The sequence below is a fragment of the Paenibacillus sp. 598K genome (assembly GCF_003851045.1).
Classification (GTDB): Bacteria; Bacillota; Bacilli; order Paenibacillales; family Paenibacillaceae; genus Paenibacillus_D.
In genome coordinates, this window is the sequence record NZ_BFBX01000043.1 from 66,278 (window position 1) to 88,797 (window position 22,520).

15 protein-coding genes and 1 pseudogene are annotated in these 22,520 nt (G+C 61.1%); 8 read left to right on the forward strand and 8 right to left on the reverse strand.

Going from position 1 to position 22,520, the window contains the following annotated elements; translation table 11 throughout:
* The 4 genes and pseudogenes from PA598K_RS37325 to PA598K_RS14575 form a co-directional block, all read right to left on the reverse strand.
* Positions 1-358: pseudogene (locus PA598K_RS37325) on the reverse strand (carbohydrate ABC transporter permease); the annotation flags it as partial.
* A 71-nt stretch (positions 359-429) separates the two neighbouring features.
* Positions 430-1,326, reverse strand: coding sequence for a carbohydrate ABC transporter permease (locus tag PA598K_RS14565; RefSeq protein ID WP_128657673.1), 897 nt, complete (start codon positions 1,324-1,326; stop codon positions 430-432).
* Complete coding sequence (locus PA598K_RS14570) at positions 1,326-2,681, reverse strand: extracellular solute-binding protein (RefSeq protein WP_128657674.1); 1,356 nt, start codon at positions 2,679-2,681, stop codon at positions 1,326-1,328. Before PA598K_RS14570 ends, PA598K_RS14565 begins: the two co-directional genes overlap by 1 nt.
* Before the next feature lie 302 nt (positions 2,682-2,983).
* Positions 2,984-3,607 (reverse strand): NAD(P)H oxidoreductase, encoded by a 624-nt coding sequence (locus PA598K_RS14575; protein WP_128657675.1) that lies wholly within the window; start codon positions 3,605-3,607, stop codon positions 2,984-2,986.
* 179 nt (positions 3,608-3,786) lie between these two features.
* Between PA598K_RS14575 and PA598K_RS14580 the strand changes: the two genes are divergently transcribed.
* From PA598K_RS14580 to PA598K_RS14595, 4 genes are all read left to right on the forward strand, one after another.
* A complete protein-coding gene (locus PA598K_RS14580) occupies positions 3,787-4,161 on the forward strand; it encodes a winged helix-turn-helix transcriptional regulator (RefSeq protein WP_128657676.1) in 375 nt (124 codons plus the stop codon).
* Positions 4,162-4,264: 103 nt separating this feature from the next.
* Positions 4,265-5,956: a helix-turn-helix domain-containing protein gene (locus tag PA598K_RS14585; RefSeq protein WP_185601971.1), complete on the forward strand. Its 1,692-nt coding sequence runs from the start codon at positions 4,265-4,267 to the stop codon at positions 5,954-5,956.
* Positions 5,957-6,061: 105 nt separating this feature from the next.
* On the forward strand, positions 6,062-7,102 hold the full coding sequence (locus tag PA598K_RS14590; protein ID WP_185601972.1) for an ABC transporter substrate-binding protein: 1,041 nt from the start codon (positions 6,062-6,064) through the stop codon (positions 7,100-7,102).
* Between the two features lie 102 nt (positions 7,103-7,204).
* Positions 7,205-7,786: a nitroreductase family protein gene (locus tag PA598K_RS14595; RefSeq protein ID WP_128657679.1), complete on the forward strand. Its 582-nt coding sequence runs from the start codon at positions 7,205-7,207 to the stop codon at positions 7,784-7,786.
* A gap of 15 nt (positions 7,787-7,801) precedes the next feature.
* Here PA598K_RS14595 and PA598K_RS14600 read toward each other — a convergent pair whose 3' ends face one another.
* The 3 genes from PA598K_RS14600 to PA598K_RS14610 are packed head-to-tail and all read right to left on the reverse strand — an operon-like array spanning position 7,802 to position 12,642.
* On the reverse strand, positions 7,802-9,187 hold the full coding sequence (locus PA598K_RS14600) for an extracellular solute-binding protein (protein WP_185601973.1): 1,386 nt from the start codon (positions 9,185-9,187) through the stop codon (positions 7,802-7,804).
* A complete protein-coding gene (locus PA598K_RS14605; RefSeq protein ID WP_128657681.1) occupies positions 9,180-10,838 on the reverse strand; it encodes a response regulator transcription factor in 1,659 nt (552 codons plus the stop codon). Before PA598K_RS14605 ends, PA598K_RS14600 begins: the two co-directional genes overlap by 8 nt.
* The gene (locus tag PA598K_RS14610; RefSeq protein WP_128657682.1) at positions 10,828-12,642 is read right to left on the reverse strand and encodes a cache domain-containing sensor histidine kinase; all 1,815 of its coding nucleotides are present in this window, start codon (positions 12,640-12,642) and stop codon (positions 10,828-10,830) included. Before PA598K_RS14610 ends, PA598K_RS14605 begins: the two co-directional genes overlap by 11 nt.
* 326 nt (positions 12,643-12,968) lie before the next feature.
* Here PA598K_RS14610 and PA598K_RS14615 point away from each other — a divergent pair, with 326 nt between their 5' ends.
* The 3 genes from PA598K_RS14615 to PA598K_RS14625 all read left to right on the forward strand — a co-directional run bounded on the left by PA598K_RS14615 (position 12,969) and on the right by PA598K_RS14625 (position 20,843).
* Complete coding sequence (locus PA598K_RS14615; protein WP_185601974.1) at positions 12,969-15,866, forward strand: glycoside hydrolase family 66 protein; 2,898 nt, start codon at positions 12,969-12,971, stop codon at positions 15,864-15,866.
* 59 nt (positions 15,867-15,925) lie between these two features.
* Entirely contained in the window at positions 15,926-19,771 is a 3,846-nt protein-coding gene (locus PA598K_RS14620) for a TIM-barrel domain-containing protein (RefSeq protein WP_128657684.1), read from the forward strand.
* Between the two features lie 193 nt (positions 19,772-19,964).
* A complete protein-coding gene (locus PA598K_RS14625; RefSeq protein ID WP_128657685.1) occupies positions 19,965-20,843 on the forward strand; it encodes a copper amine oxidase N-terminal domain-containing protein in 879 nt (292 codons plus the stop codon).
* Positions 20,844-20,855: 12 nt separating this feature from the next.
* Here the strand turns inward: PA598K_RS14625 and PA598K_RS14630 are convergent, their stop codons facing one another.
* Positions 20,856-21,749 carry a LysR family transcriptional regulator gene (locus PA598K_RS14630; protein WP_128657686.1) on the reverse strand — a complete coding sequence of 298 codons (894 nt, stop codon included), beginning with the start codon at positions 21,747-21,749 and terminating at the stop codon, positions 20,856-20,858.
* Positions 21,750-21,890: 141 nt separating this feature from the next.
* Here PA598K_RS14630 and PA598K_RS14635 point away from each other — a divergent pair.
* Positions 21,891-22,520: MFS transporter (locus tag PA598K_RS14635; RefSeq protein WP_185601975.1), on the forward strand; the 630-nt coding region annotated here is incomplete at its 3' end.

Genomic DNA, 22,520 nt, shown 5'->3' on the forward strand with positions numbered 1-22,520 from the left:
TGTTGAGGATCGCCGGCACGAACATCGTGAACAGGAACAGCTTGAACAGAAATTCCTTGCCCGGGAACTGGAACCTGGCGAAGGCGTAAGCCGTCGAGGCCGCCAGCGAAAGCGACAGGACCATCGTCACCGTCGAGACGAGCATGCTGTTCAGGAAATAACGCGAAAAGTTGTTTTTGGACCATGCATCCGAGTAGTTGACCAGCGTCTTGTCGGCATGCAGCAGCTTGGTCGGACTGGGCAAGCTGAAGTTGTCGGTCGTCAGCGAGGTCATGACCATATAGATGAATGGGCCGATGACGACGAAGATACCCAGCACCAACAGCGCATGGACGATCCCTGTGGACCATTTGGCCATCGTGACTTGCTCCTTCCGGGAGAGCCCCGCCCGTCCGCTCGCCTCCTCCGCACGCTCGGACGGGCCGGGGTCTAATATTCGATACGATCCTTGCCGAATGTCCGCTGCTGGCTGTAGGTCAGGACGAAGATCATCAGCCCCATCATGACGCTGATCGCCGAGGCATAGCCAAAGTCGAAAAACTGGAACGCATGCCGGAACATATACGTGCTCAGCAGATGCGTCGAGTCCATCGGCCCGCCCTCGGTGATGAGGAACACCTGGATGAACGCCTGGAACGAGCCGATGATCAGATTGATCAGCACGTACGTCGTCATCGGCTTCATGAGCGGCAGCGTGATATGGATGAAGGTGCGCACGCCCTTGGCGCCGTCGATCGACGCCGCCTCGTAGAGCGACTTGGGCACCGACTGCAGCGCCGCCAGGTACATGATCATTACCCAGCCGATCCCCTTCCAGATGCTCACGATCCAGACGACGAGATTGGCCGTCCATGTGTTCTGCAGCCAGTTGACCGGCGCAGGCAGCACGGGGATCAGCTCGACGAGCAGATAGTTGACCATGCCGCTGGCACTGTCGGAGAACAGATACTTGAACAGATACGAGACGACGATCCACGAGCTGATGACCGGCAGATAGTAGACGAAGCGGAAAAACAGCTTGAAGCGGATCGTCCGCAAATTGACCATCATCGCAACGATGACGCCGAGCAGCCATTGGCCAGGTACGGTGACGAGGGCGAACAACACCGTGTTGCGCAGCGCGATCAGCACCTTGGGGTCCTGAATCGCGCGCGCGTAGTTGTCGAAGCCGACGAACAGACTCAGCTCCGGCGCTAGCACCTTGTACTCGAAAAAGCTGATGTAGATCCCCTTGACCAGCGGGTACAGCACAAACACGGCGGTCAGCAGCACGCCCAACGTCAGATAAGGCGCGACTTGCACGTATTGCCGGATAGCTCTCCTCATTAGCGCGACAGGTAGCCGTCAATCTCGGCGGCAGCGGCATCAAGCGCATCCTGCGGCGTCGCCTGCCCGCGCAGCGCCGCCTCGAAGGCCGCCTGGAACGCTTGGCTGATCTTATCCCACTCGGCGCTTGGCGTGCGCGCCAGCGCTGTCTCCAGCTCGTCGACGTACGCTTGCAGATAAGGGATCGCCTTCAGCTCCTCCGCTTGCGCGGCTGTCCGGTTGGTCGGGATCGCACCGGTCTTGACCGCCATCAACACCTGGATCTCCTCGCTCGACATAAATTGGGCGAACTGCCAGGCGGCGTCCGGCTCCTTGGCTCCGCGGAAGAGGACAAGGTTCTGCCCGCCGATGACCGAGTGGCTCTTGCCGTCCGGCCCGCTTGGCATCTTGGCGGGAATCATCGTCTCGGTAACGGCGTCGCCCAGGATGCTGAAAAACCACGGCCCGTCATTGATCATCATATAGGTCGCGGGCGTGCCCTCCTCGCCGCGCAGTCCCTCCCACGTGCCCGGCTGTCCGGCCAGGATCGGCGGCGCCAGCAGCCCCTCTTCATGCCAGCCGATGATCGTCTCAAGCGCCTGCACGCTCTCGGGGCTGTTCAGATAGCCGGTGGCCTTCGTGTATTCGTCGTCGGTGATGCGGCCGCCCAGCGACCAGAACCACGGCGGCATATTCCAGGCGTCGACGCCGCCGATCGTAATGCCGAACTTGCCGGGGTCCTTCTGCTTGAGCGCCCGCGCCAGCTCGGCCAGCTCCTCCATCGTCTGCGGCGGCTCGGTCGCGCCGGCCTCCGCCAGCAGCTCCTTGTTATAGATCGCGATCTTCGTATTGGTATCGAGCGGCACACCGTAGTATTGGCCGTCGTAATAGTTGGTCGACATCGGCGCTTCGAAGGAAGCGTCCTTGAGCGCAGCGAAATCCGGGAAGCCGTCGACGGGCAGCAGCGCCTGCTCGCGGGCGAACTTCGGGATCCATGTATTGTCCATCCGCATAATATCCGGCGCGACATTGCCCGCGACGGCAGTGATGACCTGCTGCTCCAGATTCTCGGTCGGCATCCGGGTCGGATTGACCGTCAGATGCGGGTATTGCTCCTTGAACTTCGGCAGCACCTCCTCCAGCAGCACCTTCTCCTCTCCCTCGCCGTAGGCGTGCCAGAACTCGATGGTCGCCTCCTTGACCTCAGGCGGCGGCGTCTCTGCCCCTGTGTTGGTGCCTTTATTGGTGCCTTGCTCTCCTCCGGTATTGGCGGGCGGCGGCGTGTTGGCCGGACCGCTAGAGCAGGCCGTGCCCAGCATGACGGCGACGAGCAGAGCCGCCGAGCTTTTGGTCATCCAGGATGTGCGCGCTTTCATATGTTCATGTCCCCCTATGCTTCGATGTTTGACGCATCTCCAGTATAGACACGAACAGGCCATCCGGAGGATGGCCTTACATTCGGGTTTGGTGCGCTTTATTCATGACTTCGGCGAGTCAGGCGGGCAGCGGCTAGCGGAGAGGTGCGTTAATTAACGGCCAGCGGAAAAAAAGATACGTGCGGGTGGTGCTGCCCATTCATGGGCGGGCGCTGTCCACTTGTAGTAATTCGTCAGGCGGTCGCTATCGCAGCGCCCTCCATTGTAGACCACGCACATGCATCTCTCGAGCTTTGGGTCCGTTACGAAGAGAGCGGGCTGCCGCTGTCTCCCTTCAACGCCTCGCTCGGCAGCTCCTTGGCATAGTGCAAGCCTGCGGTGTAGGCCTGATGCAGCAAGCGCTCATAATGCTCGGGCGGTACATCTTGCGTCTCGTACAAAAACTCCACCTGCGAGTTGGAGATGCCGCAATAATCAGCAATGCCGATGTTCAACAGATGAGCGATCGTCTGATCATAGTTGCGTTTCTTCATCTGCGCCTCCGAGACGCCAGCAAGACCAAGCCATAGCGCATGCCGATGATGCAGCTGATTCGCGCCGTAGGCGAATCCGTTATTCAACACGCGATCGACGTAGCCCTTCAGCATCGCCGGCAGATGCCACCACCAGACCGGGAATACGAAGGCCAGCGCATCATGCGCCTTCATCCGCTCGATCTCCCGCTCCACCTCAGGCGAAAATCGCTGCTCGTCCACCGTCAGATCCGGCTCATCCACGCCTCGCAGCAGCGGGTCAAAGCCGATCCCATGCAGATCCAGCATTTCATAGCGATGACCGGCATCGGTCAGACCTTGGGCGAAGCGCTCCGCCGCTTGGAACGTCAAGGAATCCCTTCTGGGATGCGATACAATGATCAATACATTCATGTCGTAGCTTCACGCCTTTCTCCTCGTTGATAAGTAGCCATCCCGTGCGTCTGAATGCTATTATAAGCAGGAATCGACGAATGAAAAAGTACGCACTTTCAAGTGCGATAGGAAGCTGAACGTACGATAGGAACCTGAAAGTTCCTTAACATAGAAGCGATGAAGCGGAGGGCTAAGCCATGACCGAGGGAAGGAAAAGCGACGCTCAAAAAAAGTACAACGTAGGCGTGGAAGCGGCACTCGAGGTGATGGGAGGCAAATGGAAGCCCTTGATCCTCTACCATCTGATGACAGGGCGGAAACGGACATCCGAGCTTCGACGGCTCATTCCCGACATTACGCAAAAAATGCTCACCACGCAACTCAGGGGCCTGGAAAAAGACGAGATTATCGCGCGTAAGGTGTACAATGAAATTCCGCCGAAAGTCGAATATGAACTCACCCCCTATGGTTGGGAGTTGAAGCCTGCGCTGGACCATCTGTGCCATTGGGGAGAGCGGCATCTGGACAAGGTGTACGGGGATCGCTCCAAGGTGCTGGAGGAATTCGAATAGCAACGGTCGCGCCGGGCAATGCCAGATCCGTATCCGCTCGTTTGTCATACCAAGAAGGAGAGATCAAACCATGCATACGCCCTCGCCCCTGGAGGCCCCGCTCATGTTCATCTTGCTGGATGTGCGCCAGCTGGGGCCGCTGGATGCTGGCAGCCAGCTATCCCGGACGCATCTGCTGCTCTATATTACCGACGGGAACGGCGCGCTCGAGACGGATGGCGAACGGACGCCGCTGCATCGCGACAGCTGTTATATGATTGCGCCCGACCGACCGTACAGCATCAGTCACGATCCCCAGATACCGCTGCAAGGCTACGCGCTTGCCTTCGATGCAGTACGGATCAGCGGATTCGCGGCCAATGAGCCTGCGTTGCGCCGAGAGGGGGCCAGCTTCGGCTACTGCGGCGAGGTCTACTGGTACGAGCCGCCCGCTATAGCGGCCAGTCTCGCGGAGCTCTATGAGACGAGAGGCCAAAGCGGACCGCTGCAGCAATTTCGGCGTCAGCGGACGTTCCTCGACGCCCTGGAGCAGGTATGGCGTCAGATCGAGCAGGCTCCTGCCAAGCCGGATACAGCCAACGCGCTTCAGCGCGCGATCGACTATATGGAGCAAGCGTACGAACAGGATCTGACGCGCGAGCTGCTCGCGGAGCGTGCCCAGATGAGCCCGGGTTATTTCTCGTCCGCCTTCCGCAAGCGGACCGGCAAAAGCCCGATGGACATGCTGGCGGAAATTCGCGTCCGTCATGCCAAGGAGCTGCTGCTGACCTCCGATGCGCCGCTGCGCGAGATTGCCCAGGCGGTCGGCTACAGCAGCGAGTTTTATTTCAGCAGCCGTTTCAAGCAGTTCACCGGGCTGCCGCCGAGTGCCTACGCGAAGCGCAGCCGCTCGCGCAAGGTGGCCAGCTCCGAGCTCTATACGCAGCACCTGCTGCCGAAGCTGCGGCCTGCGGAAGCTCCCGCACCGGGCTCTGTCGTCGGCCTGTTCCTCGAGGATCATCTGGCTGCACTGGGCATCACTCCGCCCGTGCAATACGCCAGATCAGGCTATTATCAACGCTATCTGGCGTCCGCGCTCGGCGACGTCGAACGGTGGGATGTGGCTCATCCCGACTTCGAGCGGCTCCGGCAAGTGCGACCTGATCGGATTCTGCTCGGCTTCTCCAGCTTCGCGGCAGACGGTCGTTACGAGCAGTTCGCCGCGATTGCTCCCACCTATGTCTTCCAGCAGCCCGAGGCGGACTGGCGCGCGACGTTGCGGCTGGTCGGGGAGCTGGTGGGACGAGCAGAAGCGGCCGAGCAGGCGCTGGCAAGCTACGAGCGTGCAGCACGCGCAGCCAGGGAGCAGCTCGCCAGGGCGATCGGACGGCAGACGGTCGCTTTTTTGCGCATCCACCTCAAGCAGGGGCTATGTCTGTATGGCGCCGCCGGCGGCTATGTCGGTCCGGTGCTCTATGAGGATCTCCGTCTGTCTATGCCGCCGCTGCTCCAAGAGTGGATCGCCAAGCACCAGACGCCGGTCATCCCCATCGCCCCGGAGGCGCTGGCCTTGCTGGAGGCCGACCACCTCATCCTCGTCATAGATGACGGCCAGGCCGGCCAGGCCGAGTCGCTGATGGCGTCCCCCGCATGGCGCCGTCTGGCGGCAGTCCGGCATCGCCGCGTCTACCTCCAGACGACCGATGTGTGGATGTCCTTCGGCTTGCTCGCGCACACGCGCAAGATCGAGGCGCTGCTCGGCGCGCTGGCTCCGACGCTCGATCGATCATCTCTTGACGGCGACGACGAGGGCTGACAATCGTATAAAAGAAATCAAACAATCCACTATGGCAATAGGCCAAGTCATCCCTATACAATGTAAATGAAAATGATTATCTTTATCGAAGAAGGGGATGCATCAATGAATACCAGAAAAATCCGCACCATGACCGCTCTTATCCTGCTCGCCACTCTCGTCCTGAGCGCATGCGGCGCCGCGCATACGAACAACGAAAACACTGCGTCGGCCGAAACCCCGGGCTCGCAAGCCGGCAACGGCGCCCTAGCCTCGGAGAACGCTCCATCGGGCACCGAGACAGCCGCCCAAGAGAGCGCGACGGCTACCCGGACATTCGAGCATGTCATGGGCTCTATCGAGGCGCCGGCCGAGCCCCAGCGGGTCATCGCGGTCTATATGGAAGACTATCTGGCGGCGCTCGGCGTAAAGCCGGTAATGCAGACCGTCATCGGTACGTTCTCCCTCCAATACCTCAGCCCGTACATCGGCGACCTGCCGCCGATCGACACAAGCGCGATCAGCTTCGAGGCGGCGCTCGCAGCGCAGCCCGACTTGATCGTGCTAGGCTTCCCCAACTACGCCTCCGAGGGCAAATACGAGAGCTTCTCCGCCATCGCGCCAACGTATGTCTTCGGCGAGGATGCACCCAATCAGTGGCGCGAATCGCTGCTGACGATGGGCAAGCTGCTAGGCAAAGAGAAGGAAGCGGAGCAAGTGCTGGCCGACTATACCGCCAAGGTCGAGCAGGCGCGCGCGACGCTCAAGGCCGCGATCGGCGAGGAGACGGTGGCGATGATCCGGATGCGCAGCGACAAGGAGCTGCGGCTGTACGGCGGTCCAGGCGGCTACGTCGGCAATGTCATGTATACCGATCTTGGCCTGACACCGCCGGATATCGTCAAGGAGCTGGCCTGGGGAGAGAAGAGTATGGTCGTCGTCTCGCAGGAGATCATCTCCGACCTGAAGGTCGACCATCTATTCGTCACTTACGATGAAGGCGGCAAGGAGCGCGCCGAGGAGATGATGGCCAGCACGCTATGGCAATCGATCCCCGCTGTGCAGAAGGGACAGGTGTACGAGGTCGCCATGGACCACTGGATGACCTTCGGCCCGCTTGCCTACAACCAGAAGGTCGACGACCTGCTCGCCGCGCTGGCGAAGTAAGGCTGCTGCCCTGGGGTGTGTCTGCACACTCCGGGGTCAGCAGACGGGCTGAATTTCCCTTCCACGCAACCAAAAGAATGAATGAAAGGAAGCATGCATGCTATGGAACCTTACGAAGCGATCCGTCAGACGATCCGCAAGCGTCGCACGGTCAACCAATTCACCGCAGACCCGGTCCCGGTGCCGCTCATTCTCGAGCTGCTGGAGGAGGCCGTCTGGGCCCCCTTCCACTCCCGGCGCGAGCCGTGGCGCTTCCTGTTGTTCGCAGGCGAGGGCCGTCGGCAATTCTCGGACGCGGTCCTCGCAACCTACCCTGCGGACAAGCTGAAGCAGTATGGAGAAAAGGTCGCCGAGGCTTACTGCAAGGGGGTGCCGATCCATCTCGTCGTGTTGATCGATGAGGAGCCGCGACCCAAGGAATGGGAGGAAGCCTTCTCTGCGGCCAGCGCGCTCATCCAGAATTTACAGTTGCTCGCCTGGGAGCGCAAGCTCGGCGTCGTCTGGAAGACGAACGAGTACAACTGGGACCCTCGCTTCCGCGAGGCCGTCGGCGTGAAGCCGGGCCAGAAAGTCGTCGGCACGCTCCATATGGGCTACTTTGAGGAAGACAAGGCGCGCCGCGCCAGACCGCGCACCCCGGTGCGCGAGCTGCTGACGCTGATCGAGGACGCTCCGACGCAATGAGGCCCGCCTCCCCGCTCATCCGTCCGCCAGCAGCTCGTCGATTCGCGCCGCCGAGGCCCGCACCGCATCCTCGAGCGGCTGCTCGCCGGTGAGGATGCGCTCGATCATCCGCGCGAACTCGTCGTCGATCTGCGTCCAGGCCGGCACGGGCGGCCGCGGCCGGGCATGATCGAGCTGGTCCGCATAGGGCGTGAACCACGCCTCGCCGCCCTCCGGCTGGACATCGCGGATCGTCGGGATGAGCCCGGTGCGCGCCATCAGCAGCTGCGGCTGCGGCTGCATCATCCATCGGATAAACGTCCAAGCCTCCTCGGGATACCGAGTATTATCGAATAATACCAGGTTCTCGCCCCCGATAATTGAGGTTCCTGTCCGCACATCATCCGGGAACGGGGCTACGACCATATCGGACAACGCTTCGGCATGCTCGCCCTCCCGGTTCGCAGAGTAAAACCAGTGCGCCTCGTCGATCATGAGCAGATCGCCCTTGAGGATGCCGTCCCAGGTGCCGGGGTCGCCGGTCAGAATCGAGCGGCTGATGATGCCCTGCTCGAACCAGTCGCGGAGCTGAGCGAGCGCCCTCAGACTGTGCGGGCTGTCAAGATATCCGGTGGCGCGCGTGTAGCCCTCGTCCGTCAGCTCGCCGCCGAACGTCCAGAAGTACGGCAGCGTCCCCCACGACGCGGCGCAGCAGATGCCGATGCTAGATAGCGCCGGATCGCTCACGCTCAGACGCTGCTGTGCATCGATCAGCTCGGCAAAGGTCGCAGGCGGCTCGCTGAGACCTGCCTCGCGCAGCAGCCGCATGTTGAAGATGGCAGCCTTCGTATTGGCATTGACCGGCAAGCCGTAGTAACCATCGCCGTAGCGGTTGGTCTCCAGCAGCGCGCCGACGAACTGCCCCTGCAGCGCCTCGAAGCCCTCCAGCGCCGACAGCTCCGTCAACAGCCCCTGCCGGGCGAACTCCGGCACCCAGATGATGTCCATCCGCATCACATCCGGCTGCTGGCTGTCGGCAGCGGAAGCCATCACATTGGCCTTCAACTGCTCGGTATAATCCTTGCGCACCGCCTCGATGCGGATATCCGGATGTTCCGCCTCGAACAGCGGCAGCACCTCCTCGCGGAAGACGCGCTCCTCCAGCTCGCTGTACGTATGCCAGAACATCAGCGTCATCCGAGGGGTCTCGGCGGCAGGCTCGCGCTCCTCGACCGGACCGCTCTCGGGCACGAGGGAGCGCGGCGCGCAGGCCGCGAGCAGCAGGACGCATGCGAGCAGGACCAGTAACCCGATCGGGCTGCTCCAGATACGGCGAAGCCCGTTACGGCGGGACCAGATACGACAGAACCAGATACGAAGAGTCCAATTGTGACGCGCGTGAGGAAGCTGTGCCCTAGTCATTGCCTGTCTCTCCTTTGCTCCCGCCCTGCAGCCGCTCATCCGCCGCCGTCTCCGCCCGGCCCGCCGCTTGCCCGCGATATTCGGCCGGCGTGCAGCCGACCTCGCGCTTGAACAGCTTCAGGAAGTGCTTGGGCGAGTTGAAGCCCGACATGAGGCCGATATCGTGGATCCTCAGGCTCGTGTCCGTCAGCAACTGCTTGGCATAGTGGACCCGCAGCCGGATGACGAAGTCGATATAGTTGAGCCCGGTGCGACGCTTGAATTGCTCGCTAAAGTAGTTTTTGCTCATGTGCACATGGTCCGCTACCTTCTGCAGCGACAGCTCGCGGCGATAATGCTCCTGGATATACGCCAGCGCGAGCTGGATCATATGGGCGCTGCCGCTGTCGCCCCCGGACAGCAGCTCCACGCTGTCCTGCGTCCAGTGGCGGTCGTACTCCCGCTCGACGCGCGCCGTCAGTTCCTGCAGCGTGCGGATCGAGCGGATATGCTGCAGCCGCTCCAGGATCTGCAGCATCATCTGCTCGGACTTGACCTTGTGCCCGCGCGACCAGAGGATCGTGAGCAGGCTCTGCGCTTGCGCCAGCACCTCCTGGCGCGTATACTCGCGTGCCTGCCAGATCGCGCAGACGGCTGCGAGCGCCACTCGCCCCGCCGTCTCATCGGCATCTGCGCAGGCGCGGGAGAACTGCTCGCGCTGCGCATGGAACGGGCCGTGCCAGTCGTCCAGCGGCACGGCGGGCTCGGGCGGCTGGGCGGGCGCGATCTTGCCGGCGTAGCAGCGCCCCTCCCCGCCAAAAAACGACTCCTCGCTCGCCGCTTGAGCCCAGCGGCACGCCTCCGGCAGCGTCCGCCAATGGTGGAAGACCGGCGAGACGCCGACCGTGAACAGCAGCCCGTTCTCCTGCTGCAGCCGCCGCTGCGCGCCCTCGATCGCCGGGAAGCCGTCGCTCTCGCGATCCGGGAGCAGCGCCAGGAAAGCCTGCTCGCCGATGATGAGCGCAACGCTGCGCGGCAGCAGTTGCGACAGCCGGGCCGTCGCCGTCTCCAGCGTCAGCAGATGGTCGATCGCGCCCTCCGCCTCCCCAGCCTGCGGGACATGCCTCCAGATCGAGGCGACCAGCGGTCCTTTCATCCATTCCGGCATCCAGCCCGGCGTCGTCCGATGCCCGGCCAGCAGTCCGCGCAGCTCGCCCTCGAGCCGCCGCAGCCGACTGCCCTGCTCGACCTCGGCCGCCCGCTCCTCGTCGCGGCGACGCTCCGCCTCCTCATCGAGCTTGGCCTTGCAGATGCGGACGATCGCCAGCAGATCCTCCGGCTCCATCGTCGGCTTCAGCAGATAGTCGACGACGACGCCGAGCTTGACGGCCTCGCGAGCATAGTCAAAGTCGTTGTAGCTCGACACTAGGATCGCCTGTACCCGAGGGTTGAGCGCCTTGGCATGGCGCACCAGCTCAAGGCCGTCCATGAGCGGCATCTTGATGTCGGTGATCAGGATGTCCGCCGGCTCCTCCTGCAGCTTCCTGAGCGCTGCCGCTCCGTTGGCAGCCTCGCCGAGCAGCCGCAGCCCCTCCTGCTCCCAATCGATGCAGGAGACGAGGCCATAGCGGATCATCGGCTCGTCATCGGCGATCAATACGTTATACGGCATCGTCCATCTCCTCCTTCCTGAGCAGCCGCAGCTCTACCTCGGTCCCCGCTCCCAGCTCGCTGCGGATGCGCAGCCCGCTCTGCTCGCCGTAGTAGAGCTGGATCGTCTCATGCACATGACTCAGCCCGATGCCGAGCATCCCTGCCCGCGAGCGCTCGCCAGGCACTAGCAGCTCCCCGAGCCGCTCCGGCGCGATGCCGACGCCGTCGTCGGCGATCCGCAGCACGAGCTGACGTCTGCTGCCTGCCGCCTCCTCGCGGATCGATAGGGAGATGAGGCCGCCGGTCTCCTTGGGCGCGATGCCGTGGAAGATCGCATTCTCGACGATCGGCTGCAGCAGCATGCGCGGGATCGAGACATCCAGCAGCGCCGGATCGCAATCGACAGTCAGCTCGAGCCGGGCGTCGTAGCGGAAGCGCTGGATGACCATGTAGCGCTCGATCAGACTGAGCTCGTCGCCGATCGTCAGGAACGGACCGCGCTTCTCCATGCTCGCCTCCATCAGCTGCACGAGCGCCGAGATGCCGTCATAGACGCCGTCATAACGCTTGAACTTGACCATCCAACGGATCGTCGAGAGCGTATTGTACAGAAAATGGGGGTTGATCTGATGGCGCAGCGCGCGCATCTCGGCCTCGCGCTTTTTGGACTCCACCTCGTTGACCTGGGTGATGAGCTGTTCGATCTGGCGCAGCATCCGGTTGAACTGCCGGCTCAGCTGGCCGACCTCGTCCTGCGACGTCACCTCGGTCATCGCCCGGAAGTTGCTGCGCTCCAGCTGCGCCATCTGGCGCATCAGCTGCTTGAGCGGCGAGGTGATGCGGCGGGAGAGCAGCCAGCTGACGAGCGAGCCGAGCAGCAGCAGGATGCCTGAGTAGAGCCAGATTTTGTACTGGATATTCTGAATGTCGCCGACGATCTCGCCGATCGGCACGCCGCCGATGACCGCCCAGCCGCTCGCCATCGGCGAGGTGACGGCATAGTAGCGGATGCCGCCAAGCTCCAGCTCGAACTCCTGAGGCAGGCTGCTGCGCTGCCGCATCGACTGCCACGCCTCGCTCGCCAGCAGCTCGCCGCTCCAGCTCTGCTCATCGGGATCGATCATCAGCCGACCCTCGGGATCGACGATGAAAAACTTGCCCGTCTTGCCGAGCCGAATGCGGTCGATCGCCTGCAGCACGACATGGCCGTCGAGGTTGATGACGATCGCGCCGATCGCTTGCCGGGTCTGCAGATTGCGCAGCGGCTTCACATAGGTGAGCACCAGCTCAGTGTTGGAGCCGCCGCTGAACGGATCATACTGCAAGGGCAGCCAGCGGTCGTCCGCCCGGCCTTGCGCGACATCGGTGTACCAGTCATGGTCGCTCAGCGTATAGCGCCGCACCTTGGAGATGTTGAAGAGGCCGCTGCCCCAGTTGCTGCCCTCCTCCTGCAACAGATAGATGCTGCGGATAAAGGAGTTGGTGTAGACGAGGTTGTTAAGCAACTGATCGACCGTCTCCTTGATCTGGAAGCGGTCGTCGACCGTCAGCGAGCCCCGCGCCTCCTCCTGGAGCACGCGCTGGATCGTCGCATCCCGCGAAATCTGCAGACTCATATCGCTAGCTACGGTGAGGATCAGCGACATATAATCGGCCGATTGCTTCGCCGACTGGCGGCTCGACTCGCGCACCTGATCGGCGATGATGCCGGTGGAGTCGCGGTAATAGAGCAGGCTCGTGAAGGTGATCGACACGCCGAGCATGAGCAGCATCGTCGTGACCAGCTTGGTTGACAGACGTCGGCTTAACCAGTTGCGCAGCATACGCTTCCCCTCCACATGTCGCGATATTCCGTACGCTTGGGATGCTTCTCCGCCTATTGTCCTGCATGTGACCGCCGCAAGTAAAGCAAAAGCAAAGGGTTCATCCAAAATGACGAAAATAGCATACCAAATCGGAATAAACTGCCTCCTCGGCCGCTCCGCCGCCGCGCTATAATGGAATAAGCTCCCACATAGGGGACAAGCTTCAGCCCTAACATGAGCAGATAGGGAGCGGCCCGCTTCATATCAAAGGGAAAGGAGAGGCAACGGAATTCAAATTTGTAAGCGGTTACGGAAAGTATATCATGAGAAAGCAGGTGACAGTTATGGCAATCCGAAACAAAGGCTGGCTCCTCCTCGTCCTGGCGCTGCTGCTCGCCCTGCCGCCCTGGCAGCCGGCGGCGCTGGAGCAGACGGCGCATGCCGCGAGCGGCGACGTCGAACGCGTCTATACCGACAAATCCCGCTACGATCCCGGCGATCCGGTGACGATTACCGCCCAGGTCCGCAACACGGACAGCATCGCCTGGACGGGTACAGTGCAGCTGCGCATCGCGCATCTGGAGGACCAGGTCCACACCGCCTCGCAGACGGTGACGATCGGCGGCGGACAGACCGAGGACGTCCAGTTCACATGGACCAGCCCTGCGACCGACTTCAAGGGCTATCTGGCCGACATCGACGCCGGCGCGCTCGGCAGCGGCACGACCGCGATCGACGTCTCCAGCGACTTTGCCCGGTATCCGCGCTACGGTTATGTGAGCGAGTTCCACCCGGACGAGACGGCCGCCGAGAGCGCCGCCAAGATCGACGAGCTGGCCCAGGATTACAAGATCAACGCCTGGCAGTTCTACGACTGGATGTGGCGGCATGAGACGATGATCAAGCGGACCGGCAGCGCCATCGATTCGACCTGGATCGACCTGTTCAACCGCGAGATTTCGTGGCAGACGATACAGAATCAGATCGACGCGGTCCATGACCAGAACGGCGCGGCGATGGCCTATGCGATGATCTATGCCGCCCGCGAGGATTACGAGAGCTACGGCGTCGATTCGGAGTGGGGCATCTACCAGGACCCGAACCATCTGCAGCAGCTCGACGTTGACTTCGGCAACAACTCGACCTACATGTACCTCTTCAATCCCGCCAACACGGACTGGCAGAGCTTCATCCACGCCCAGTACCTCGACGCGATCAACACCGCCGGCTTCGATGGCATCCACGTCGACCAGATGGGCCAGCGCAACAACGTCTACGACTATTGGGGCAATCCGCTTAACTTCCCGGCGACCTTCACCCCCTTCATCAACGAAGCCAAGTCGACGCTCACCGCCAACAACAGCGACAAGGACCGCATCACCTACAACATCGTCGACGGCACCGTGGACGGCTGGGCGGCCAACGAGGTGAGCGGCGGCGCCGACGTCGACTTCCTCTACAGCGAGATCTGGCATCTCTCGGACAGCTACATCCAGCTCAAGGACTACATCGACAGCCTCAAGGCGAACAGCGGCAACAAAGCCGTCGTGCTCGCCGCCTACATGAACTATCGCGAGAATATCGGCGACCGCTACGAGGCCGAGAGCGCCGCGCTCACGAACACAGCGACCAACAACAACCATAGCGGCTACACCGGCTCCGGCTTCGTCGATCAGTTCGCCGATCCCGGCGACGCCGTCACGTTCTCCATCACCGTACCGGAGGAGGGCTACTATTCGCTTGTCTTCCGCTTCGCGAACAACTCCGGCTTCACGGCCACCCGCAACCTGTACGTGGACAGCGCATTCGAGATCGAGCTGCCGTTCCAAAATCAGCCGAGCTGGAGCGCCTGGTCGCACGAGACGTGGCATCAGGTGTATCTGACGCCAGGCACGCACACGATCAAGCTCGCCTACGATGCGGGCAATGTCGGCGCGATCAACCTCGACAGCCTGACGCTCGGCACCTTTGACCCGCACTCGATCCGGCTCGCCAACGCGATGATGGCAGCCAGCGGCGCGACCCATATCGAGCTCGGCGAGGACAGCCAGATGCTGGCGCACGAGTACTATCCGAACCGCAGCAAGAGCATGCGCAGCGAGCTCAAGGAGGCGCTGAAGCAGCATTACAACTTTATCACCGCCTACGAGAATCTGCTGTTCGATCCCGATGTCGTGGATAACGACTCCGGCAGCCAGTTCGTCAATCTGGATATGGTATCGGCCAGCGGCGATGCCTCGCCCAACACGGTCTGGCATCAGGTGAAGCGGACGCCGGAGTACAATATCGTCCATTTCATTAACCTGGCTAACAATGACAACCAGTGGCGCAACAGCGCCAACCCGCCGACCTTGCACACCAATATCGCGACCAAGGTGTACGTCAGCCCCGACGAGACGATCTCGGGCGTCTATCTCGCCTCGCCGGACCATGACGACAATCGTACCCAGTCGCTCGCCTATACGACCGGCACGGACATCCACGGCGATTATGTCGCCTTCACGCTGCCGTCGCTGGAGTACTGGAGCATGGTCTACATGAAGCGAGCGTTCGATGGGCCGACGGACGACATCTACGAGGCCGAGCTGGCGATCAAGTCGGCGACCGCCGCTAACAACAACCATAGCGGCTATACGGGCAGCGGCTTCGTCGACCAGTTCAGCTCGCTCAATGACGGCGTCTCGTTCATCGTCCCCTCGGACGGCGAGGACTACGCGCTGCGCTTCCGCTACAGCAATGGCGGCACCGCTGCGAGCAAGCGCGTCTTCGTCGATGGCCACTATGCCGGGACCGTCCACTTCCCGAGCACCGGCGGCTGGGATCAATGGCGCTACGCCGAGCTGAGCGTCTCGCTGCCGCCGGGCTATCGCAGCATCGTGCTCTGGCATGGCGACGCCAGCTACGGGGCGATCAACCTCGACCATATGCAGCTCGCCAAGACGTACATCTGGCAGTTCGACCGCCAGATCGCCTCGGTGCCGGAGGGCTACCGCATCACCTTCCGCGCCGGTCTGCCAGGGTGGGTGCACTGGGGCGCCAATGGCTGGACGGGCGTCACAGACACGGCTCTCGCTCCTAACGGCTCAAGCACCGGCGATCTCGACTACGAGATATCGGTAGGGCCGTTCGCGACCGGCGACACCGTCGACTTCACCTTCCTCTGGGACGACAACAACAACGGCATCCTCGAGCCAAGCGTCGACCGCTGGGAAGGCACGGACTTCGAGATTGGGATCGATTAGGTTAGATCGCCATACGCGAAGCTCTACTCGCATCAACCACAAATATGGGAGGTATACCTATGTCCATACCTGTCCACCAGCCGCTGCTGCGGCGCATGCTCGCCATCCTGCTGGCGCTGGCGCTCATCCTGCCGATCGTCCCGCCCTGGCAGGAGGCGTCCGCCGCCGGGCTCGGCAATGTCACCGGCGCGGTCGCCAGCGGCGACAGCCTCACCCTGACGCTCGACAACGGCACGAGCGCCAGCGATATCCTCGAGCTGGACGTGCTGAGCGAGGAGCTGCTGCGGGTCGACTATCGTCCCTCAGGCGCAGCCCCCTCGCCCAGCACGCCGATGATCGACCCGGATGCGTCATGGGACGCCGTCGGGGCGACGATCGATACGTCCGGCGATCCGATCGTCGTAACGACGCCGCGCATGCGCATCGAGATCGCGCGTACGCCAGCGCGCATGACCATCAAGAAGGCCGACGGCACGACGCTGCTCTGGGAGCCTGCATCTGGCGGCGTCTTCGAGGACGGCGTCCGCTTCCAGCGCGGCAGCACCGACAATATCTACGGCATCCGCAGCTTCAACGCGCAGGAGGATGTCGGCGGCCTGCTCCGTAACAGCTCGGACCACCCTGCCCATGCCGGGCAGCAGGGCGACGCTGGCGGCCCGTTCATGTGGTCGACGGCAGGCTACGGCGTGCTCGTCGACAGCGACGGCGGCTACCCGTACACCGACACGACCGGCAAGCTGGAGTTCTACTACGGCGGCACGCCGACGGAGGGCCGCCGCTATACGAAGACCAATGTCGAGTACTATATTATGGTCGGCGAGCCGAAGGAGATCATGGCCTCCTACGCTCAGGTGACCGGCACGGCGCCGATGCTGCCGAAGTGGTCGCTTGGCTTCATGAACTTCGAGTGGGGCATCGACCAGGACGAGCTGGAGGCTCATGTCGACGGCTATCGGGCCCGCAATATCCCGATCGACGCCTTTGCCCTCGATTACGACTGGATGGATTATGGGGAAGACAACTACGGCGAGTTCCGCTGGAATACGGACAACTTCCCGGATGCGGCCACGACGCAGCTCAAGGAAGACATGGAGGCGGAGGGCATCCGGCTGATCGGCATCCGCAAGCCGCGCATCATTACGCGCGACTTCGCCAACCAGCGGACGCAGCAATATTACGACGCCGACAGCAACGGCTATTTTTACCCCGGGCACAACGAATACACCGACTACTTCATCCCGGTCACGGTCCGCAGCTTCGACCCGTACCAGCAGGCCTCGCGCGACTGGTGGTGGCAGCATTCGATCGACGCCTTCGACAAAGGCATCGTCGGCTGGTGGAATGACGAGACGGACAAGGTCGACTCCGGATCAGCGCAATACTGGTTCGGCAACTTCTCGACCGGCTTCACCTCGCAGGCGATGTATGACGGTCAGCGCGACTATACAAACGACGGCGTACGCGTCTGGCAGACGGCGCGCAGCTACTACCCCGGCGCGCAGCGTTATGCGACGACGCTCTGGTCGGGCGATATCGGCACCCAATTTTACAAAGGCGAGCTGTTCAACTGGGCCCCGGGCATGCAGGAGCAGCCGCGCATCATGCTCTCCTCGGCCAACCTCGGTCAGCCCAAATGGGGCATGGACACCGGCGGCTTCAACAGCCTCGGCGGCGCGAGCGGACCGAACCCGAGTCCGGAGCTATACACGCGCTGGATGCAGTTCGGCGCCTTCACGCCGGTGTTCCGGGTACACGGCAACTACAACCAGCAGCGCCAACCCTGGCTGTACGGCGCGACGGCGGAGGAAGCGTCCAAGGCAGTCATGCATACCCGCTACTCGCTCCTGCCGTACATGTACGCCTATGAGCGCGAAGCGAGCGAGACAGGTCTCGGCCTGATCAAGCCGCTGCTCTTCGACTATCCGAACGATCCGCAGGCAGCCGACTATACGGAGGCGTGGATGTTCGGCGACTGGCTGCTCGTCTCCCCTGTCCTGGGCGAGGCGCAGCACAGCAAGCAGATCTACCTGCCTGCCGGCACCTGGATCGACTACCATCGCGGCCAGACCTATAGCGGCGGTCAGACGATCCACTATCCGGTCAATGCTGATACATGGACCGACGTGCCGCTCTTCGTGAAGCAAGGCGCGATCATCCCGAATCAGCAGGTGCTCGACTATGTCGACCAGCAGTCGGTGACGACGGTCAACGTCGACATCTTCCCGAGCGCGAGCGAGACAAGCTTCACCTACTACGAGGACGACGGCAGCAGCTACGATTATGAGAGCGGCAGCAGCTTCGAGCAGCGGCTCGCCGCCCAGGATCTGAGCAGCAGTGTGCGCGTCGAGGTCGGCGCAGGCAGCGGCAGCTATACGCCGGATGTCCAGCACTATGTGCTGAAGATCCATGGCCGCGCAGGGTCCGCCGTCACGGCTGGCGGCAGCGCGCTGACCGGCTACGGCGATCTGCAGGCGCTGCAGGCGGCATCCGGCAGCGGCTGGGCGAGCGGACGCGACATCTACGGCGATGTCACCTATGTCAAGCTGCCTGCCGCCAGCGGCTCTGCCACCGTCGTCGAAGTAAGCGGCTCGGCGCCATCGGCCGCGACGCACGCCATCTACGAGGTCGAGGACGCCTCGCGCTCCGGCGCGACGCCGACCACCCGGGCGGGCATCAATACGAACCATTCCGGCTACTCCGGCAGCGGCTTCGTCGACAAGCTTGATGTGCCGGGCGCAGCAGTCACCGTCTACGCCAATGCGCCGGTCAGCGGCGACTATCCTGTCGAGCTCCGCTATGCCAACGGCTCCGGCTCAGCCAAGACGCTCAGCGTCTATGTCAACGCCGCCCGCGTCCAGCAGCTCTCGCTCGCAGATACCGGCGCGTGGAGCCAGTGGGGCACGCAGACGACAACACTGCCGCTGACTGCCGGACAGAATATCATCACGTACAAATACGACAGCGACGCCGGCGACACTGGCGGCGTCAATCTCGACTATATCCGCGTGCCATTCGCGCCGACGCAAGCCGAATACGCGGCGGAGAGCGCCAAGCTGTGGGGCGGCGCGGGCACTAGCCAGGACCATTGGTTCTACAAGGGCGCAGCCTTCGTCGACAACCTGACCGGGGTCGGCGCAGAGGCGAGCTTCGACGTCTACGCCCCGAGCGCCGGCACGTACAATCTGTCGCTCCGCTATGCCAACGGCACCGGCTCGACGAAGACGCTAAGCGCGATCGTAAACGGCGGCGCGGCTTCCACAGTCACGTTGACCAGTCCCGGCATGAACTGGAACCTGTGGAATGAGCACACGATGACGGCGACACTGACGGCCGGCCGGAACACGATCAGCTTCCGCAGAAATAGCGGCAATAGCGGCAACGTCAACCTCGACCGGCTCGCCGTCTCGGCCAGCGCGATCACGACGCTGGCGAGCGAGCGCAATCTGCTCGACAACGGCGACTTCGAGCGCGATACGACCTACAACAGCAACTGGACGCAATGGCAGCCAAGCGGCCAGCCTTCCGCCTTCGGCATCGACAGCGGCAACGCCCTGCACCCGCCGGAGGGCCCGGCCCGGCGCAACCAGCGGGCGTACTTCCATAGCGACAACGCCTATCAACAGAGCATCCACCAGGTCGTCGATGTGCCGGTGAACAACGCGACGTACCGCCTGGAGGCCAAGGTGCGAATGAAGAACACGACGCCGACGACCGCGCGAGCCGAGGTGCAAGGTCACGGCGGATCGCCGATCTATGCCAACATCAGCAACGACGGCGTCTGGAAGACGATCGTCATCGACAACATCAACGTCACCAGCGGCAGCGTCGATGTCGGCTTCTACGTCGACTCGCCGGGCTACACGACGCTCCATATCGATGAAGTAACGCTCACCCGAGCGCCTTAAAAGAACGGTTCATAGCACTGCGGGGTTTCCCGCAGTGCTATGAACGTTTAGACCGCTGGCAGAAGAACCTGTCAAATCAAAATTTTCTTGAAATTCCCCTGAATCCCAGAGACCTTTTTATATTTTCATCGTCTAAATGTATAACATCCATTTTCAGGATGACAGGCTTTGAATCTTGGAAGGAGGCTTGACTTTGAAAAAATTTATACTGTTCCTTGCTTTTGTTAGTCTATGTTTCATGGGGGTAGCTTCAACGCAAGCCGCAAACGAGAGTTATACGAATCGGCCTGTAGAGGTGGTTGTTAACGGACAGTTTATTGCGATGGATGTGCATCCCACACTTGATAATGACCGCTTATTTATTCCTATTCGCTCCTTAGCATCTTTGGGTATTCATTACAGCTATTCTTCTAATGTAGTGACGTTAAAAAATGCAAAGAGCGAATACCTGAAAATTACTGTAGGCAGTAAGATTGCCTATAAAGGGAACCAAAAGCTAAACATGGATCAAGCAGCAAAAAATCTAAATGGGCGCGTACTCGTACCAATTCGTTTTGTAAGTGAAGCCCTGAATTTTGATGTGACATATGATTCTCTTCGAAAGATGGTTTTTGTGAACGCCAAAGATTATACATATGACATGGGGCAAATTGCACAAGAAGATTTACAAGCAGCACGTATAGCAGCCATTTCTTTGCCAATCACGCATGATTTTAAATCGCTTGGATTAGCTAGCGCATATCACGAGTATTCTTTCCCAGTGGGAAGATCTGATGTGTATATCTTTTCTGACGGTCGATACAGAACGTTAGTCAAAATTAAAGATGGGAAAGCAACAGGTGTCGGTCAGTATGATGGCTACGATTTATCAAAAACGGCGGGCGCAATTGCTCCTAATTTTATTCCTGATACTGATCCCTTATTTGAAGCCTACCATAATGGGAATGTCTTGTTTTGGGAGAATACGGATGGGACAGCAACGGCTATCTATAACGATGACAACGAGAAAAGGGTCGAGTTAAAAACAAATGTACATCTTTATCCCGATCTTATTCAAAAGCTGCCTCATTAGCTGAGACAGACTTCATCCCCTTGCGCCCGCCGCCTGCGAGGTGATCAGCTCGATCAGATAGCGGAGCGGCGCCGACAGATGCTTGTTCTTATGGATGATGATCTGCGTGTAAAACGAGGATAACGTCTCCTCCCGGATCGAGAAGGCGGAGATCTGCTGCTTCGCCAGCATTTCGTTAGCCGCGATCTTGGGGATCATCGCGATTCCCATGCCGTACAACACACATTGCTTGATCCCCTCCAGACTTCCCATCTCCGACACGATCTGATAGGTGATTCCCTTGTCATGCATCGATCGCTCCAGCGCGCTCCGATAGCAGCAGCCCTTCTCCGTCAGGATAAATGAGCTGTTCTGCAGCTCATTCATGCCCATATCCTGCCTGCCGTGCAACGGATGATCCTTGGCGCAGATGAAGATCATCTCCTCATTCCGAACGGATATCGCCTTGAGCTCAGGATCGATGACGGGCATATCGAGGACGATGCCGATGTCCAGCTCGCCGCTTTTGATCTTGCGACTGATCTCATGATCCGAAGTTGGAAAAAAGACGACATTGGCTTCCGGGTACCGGCTGCGAAACGCCTGGAAATAAGGCGGTAGAAAAAAGGACGCCAGCGTCTCCGTTGTGCCGATCGCCAGATTCACATTGGCTCCTGTGCTGAATCGCTCCAGGGCATGATGATAGCCCTCGACAATCTGGTCGGCATACGAGAGCATCTGCACGCCGCTGGCCGTCAGCTTGAGCCGCTTGCTGCTCCGCTCGAACAGCTTGGTGCCAAAATGGTGCTCCAGCCGCTGAATCTGCACACTTACCGTCGGTTGGGCATAGCCGAGCTTGATTGCCGCTCGCGTCAGATTTTGACAACGCGCGACCTCCCGAAACGTTATAAAATATTGAATATCCATCGTTGGCCTCGCTTTAAATGTATTAAAAAGTATAATGAACTGCATTACAAAGTGTAGGTATTCCTATCAGATAACTTTAAGTTATAGTATGACATGAACGAGCCGGGAGGGCAATTGATTCCGAACGCGGAAGGAGACATCATGAGTTACCCAGACGAATCCTCATCCCCTATGCGCACCTCGATCGTCGTCCCGGTACTGGCGCTTACGGTACTGCTGGCGATTATGAATACGACGATGTTCAACGTCGCACTGCCCCAAATCGCGCAAGCGTTCCATATGTCCGGCGCCTCGCTGTCCTGGATTGTCAGCGGTTATTCGATCATCTATGCGATCGCATCCATCACCTATAGTCGACTCGCCGATTTCCGATCGCCACGCACGCTGCTGGCGATCTGCCTGGCGTGCTTCGGCATCGGCTCCATCCTCGGCAGCCTGAGCGGAGGCGCCGCCATGCTGCTCGGCGCCCGGCTGCTGCAAGGCGCCGGAGCGGGAGGCGTGAAAGGCCTCGCGCTCTTGCTCATCGCCAGACATCTCCCTGCTGCCCAGCGCGGACGGGCGATTGCCCTGATCGTCGCCTCTACCTCCCTGGCCTTCGGACTCGGGCCGCTTGCGGGCGGGATCTTTGCCCAGTTCGGCGGCTGGCGCACCCTCTTCTTCATGACGGCTATCGTCCTGGTCCTGATCCCGGCCTTGCTTCGCCTTCTTCCTCATGAGCCGACGCGCCCCGGGCGATTCGATGGGCTCGGGGCGCTGCTGATCGGCGGCGGC

Coding starts and splice junctions, on each gene's coding strand:
- PA598K_RS14575 (WP_128657675.1), bottom strand. CDS start 3,607: ATGAATGTATTGATCATTGTATCGCATCCCAGAAGGGATTCCTTGACG.
- PA598K_RS14580 (WP_128657676.1), top strand. CDS start 3,787: ATGACCGAGGGAAGGAAAAGCGACGCTCAAAAAAAGTACAACGTAGGC.
- PA598K_RS14595 (WP_128657679.1), top strand. CDS start 7,205: ATGGAACCTTACGAAGCGATCCGTCAGACGATCCGCAAGCGTCGCACG.
- PA598K_RS14605 (WP_128657681.1), bottom strand. CDS start 10,838: ATGCCGTATAACGTATTGATCGCCGATGACGAGCCGATGATCCGCTAT.
- PA598K_RS14610 (WP_128657682.1), bottom strand. CDS start 12,642: ATGCTGCGCAACTGGTTAAGCCGACGTCTGTCAACCAAGCTGGTCACG.
- PA598K_RS14570 (WP_128657674.1), bottom strand. CDS start 2,681: ATGAAAGCGCGCACATCCTGGATGACCAAAAGCTCGGCGGCTCTGCTC.
- PA598K_RS14615 (WP_185601974.1), top strand. CDS start 12,969: ATGGCAATCCGAAACAAAGGCTGGCTCCTCCTCGTCCTGGCGCTGCTG.
- PA598K_RS14620 (WP_128657684.1), top strand. CDS start 15,926: ATGTCCATACCTGTCCACCAGCCGCTGCTGCGGCGCATGCTCGCCATC.
- PA598K_RS14590 (WP_185601972.1), top strand. CDS start 6,062: ATGAATACCAGAAAAATCCGCACCATGACCGCTCTTATCCTGCTCGCC.
- PA598K_RS14630 (WP_128657686.1), bottom strand. CDS start 21,749: ATGGATATTCAATATTTTATAACGTTTCGGGAGGTCGCGCGTTGTCAA.
- PA598K_RS14585 (WP_185601971.1), top strand. CDS start 4,265: ATGTTCATCTTGCTGGATGTGCGCCAGCTGGGGCCGCTGGATGCTGGC.
- PA598K_RS14565 (WP_128657673.1), bottom strand. CDS start 1,326: ATGAGGAGAGCTATCCGGCAATACGTGCAAGTCGCGCCTTATCTGACG.
- PA598K_RS14600 (WP_185601973.1), bottom strand. CDS start 9,187: ATGACTAGGGCACAGCTTCCTCACGCGCGTCACAATTGGACTCTTCGT.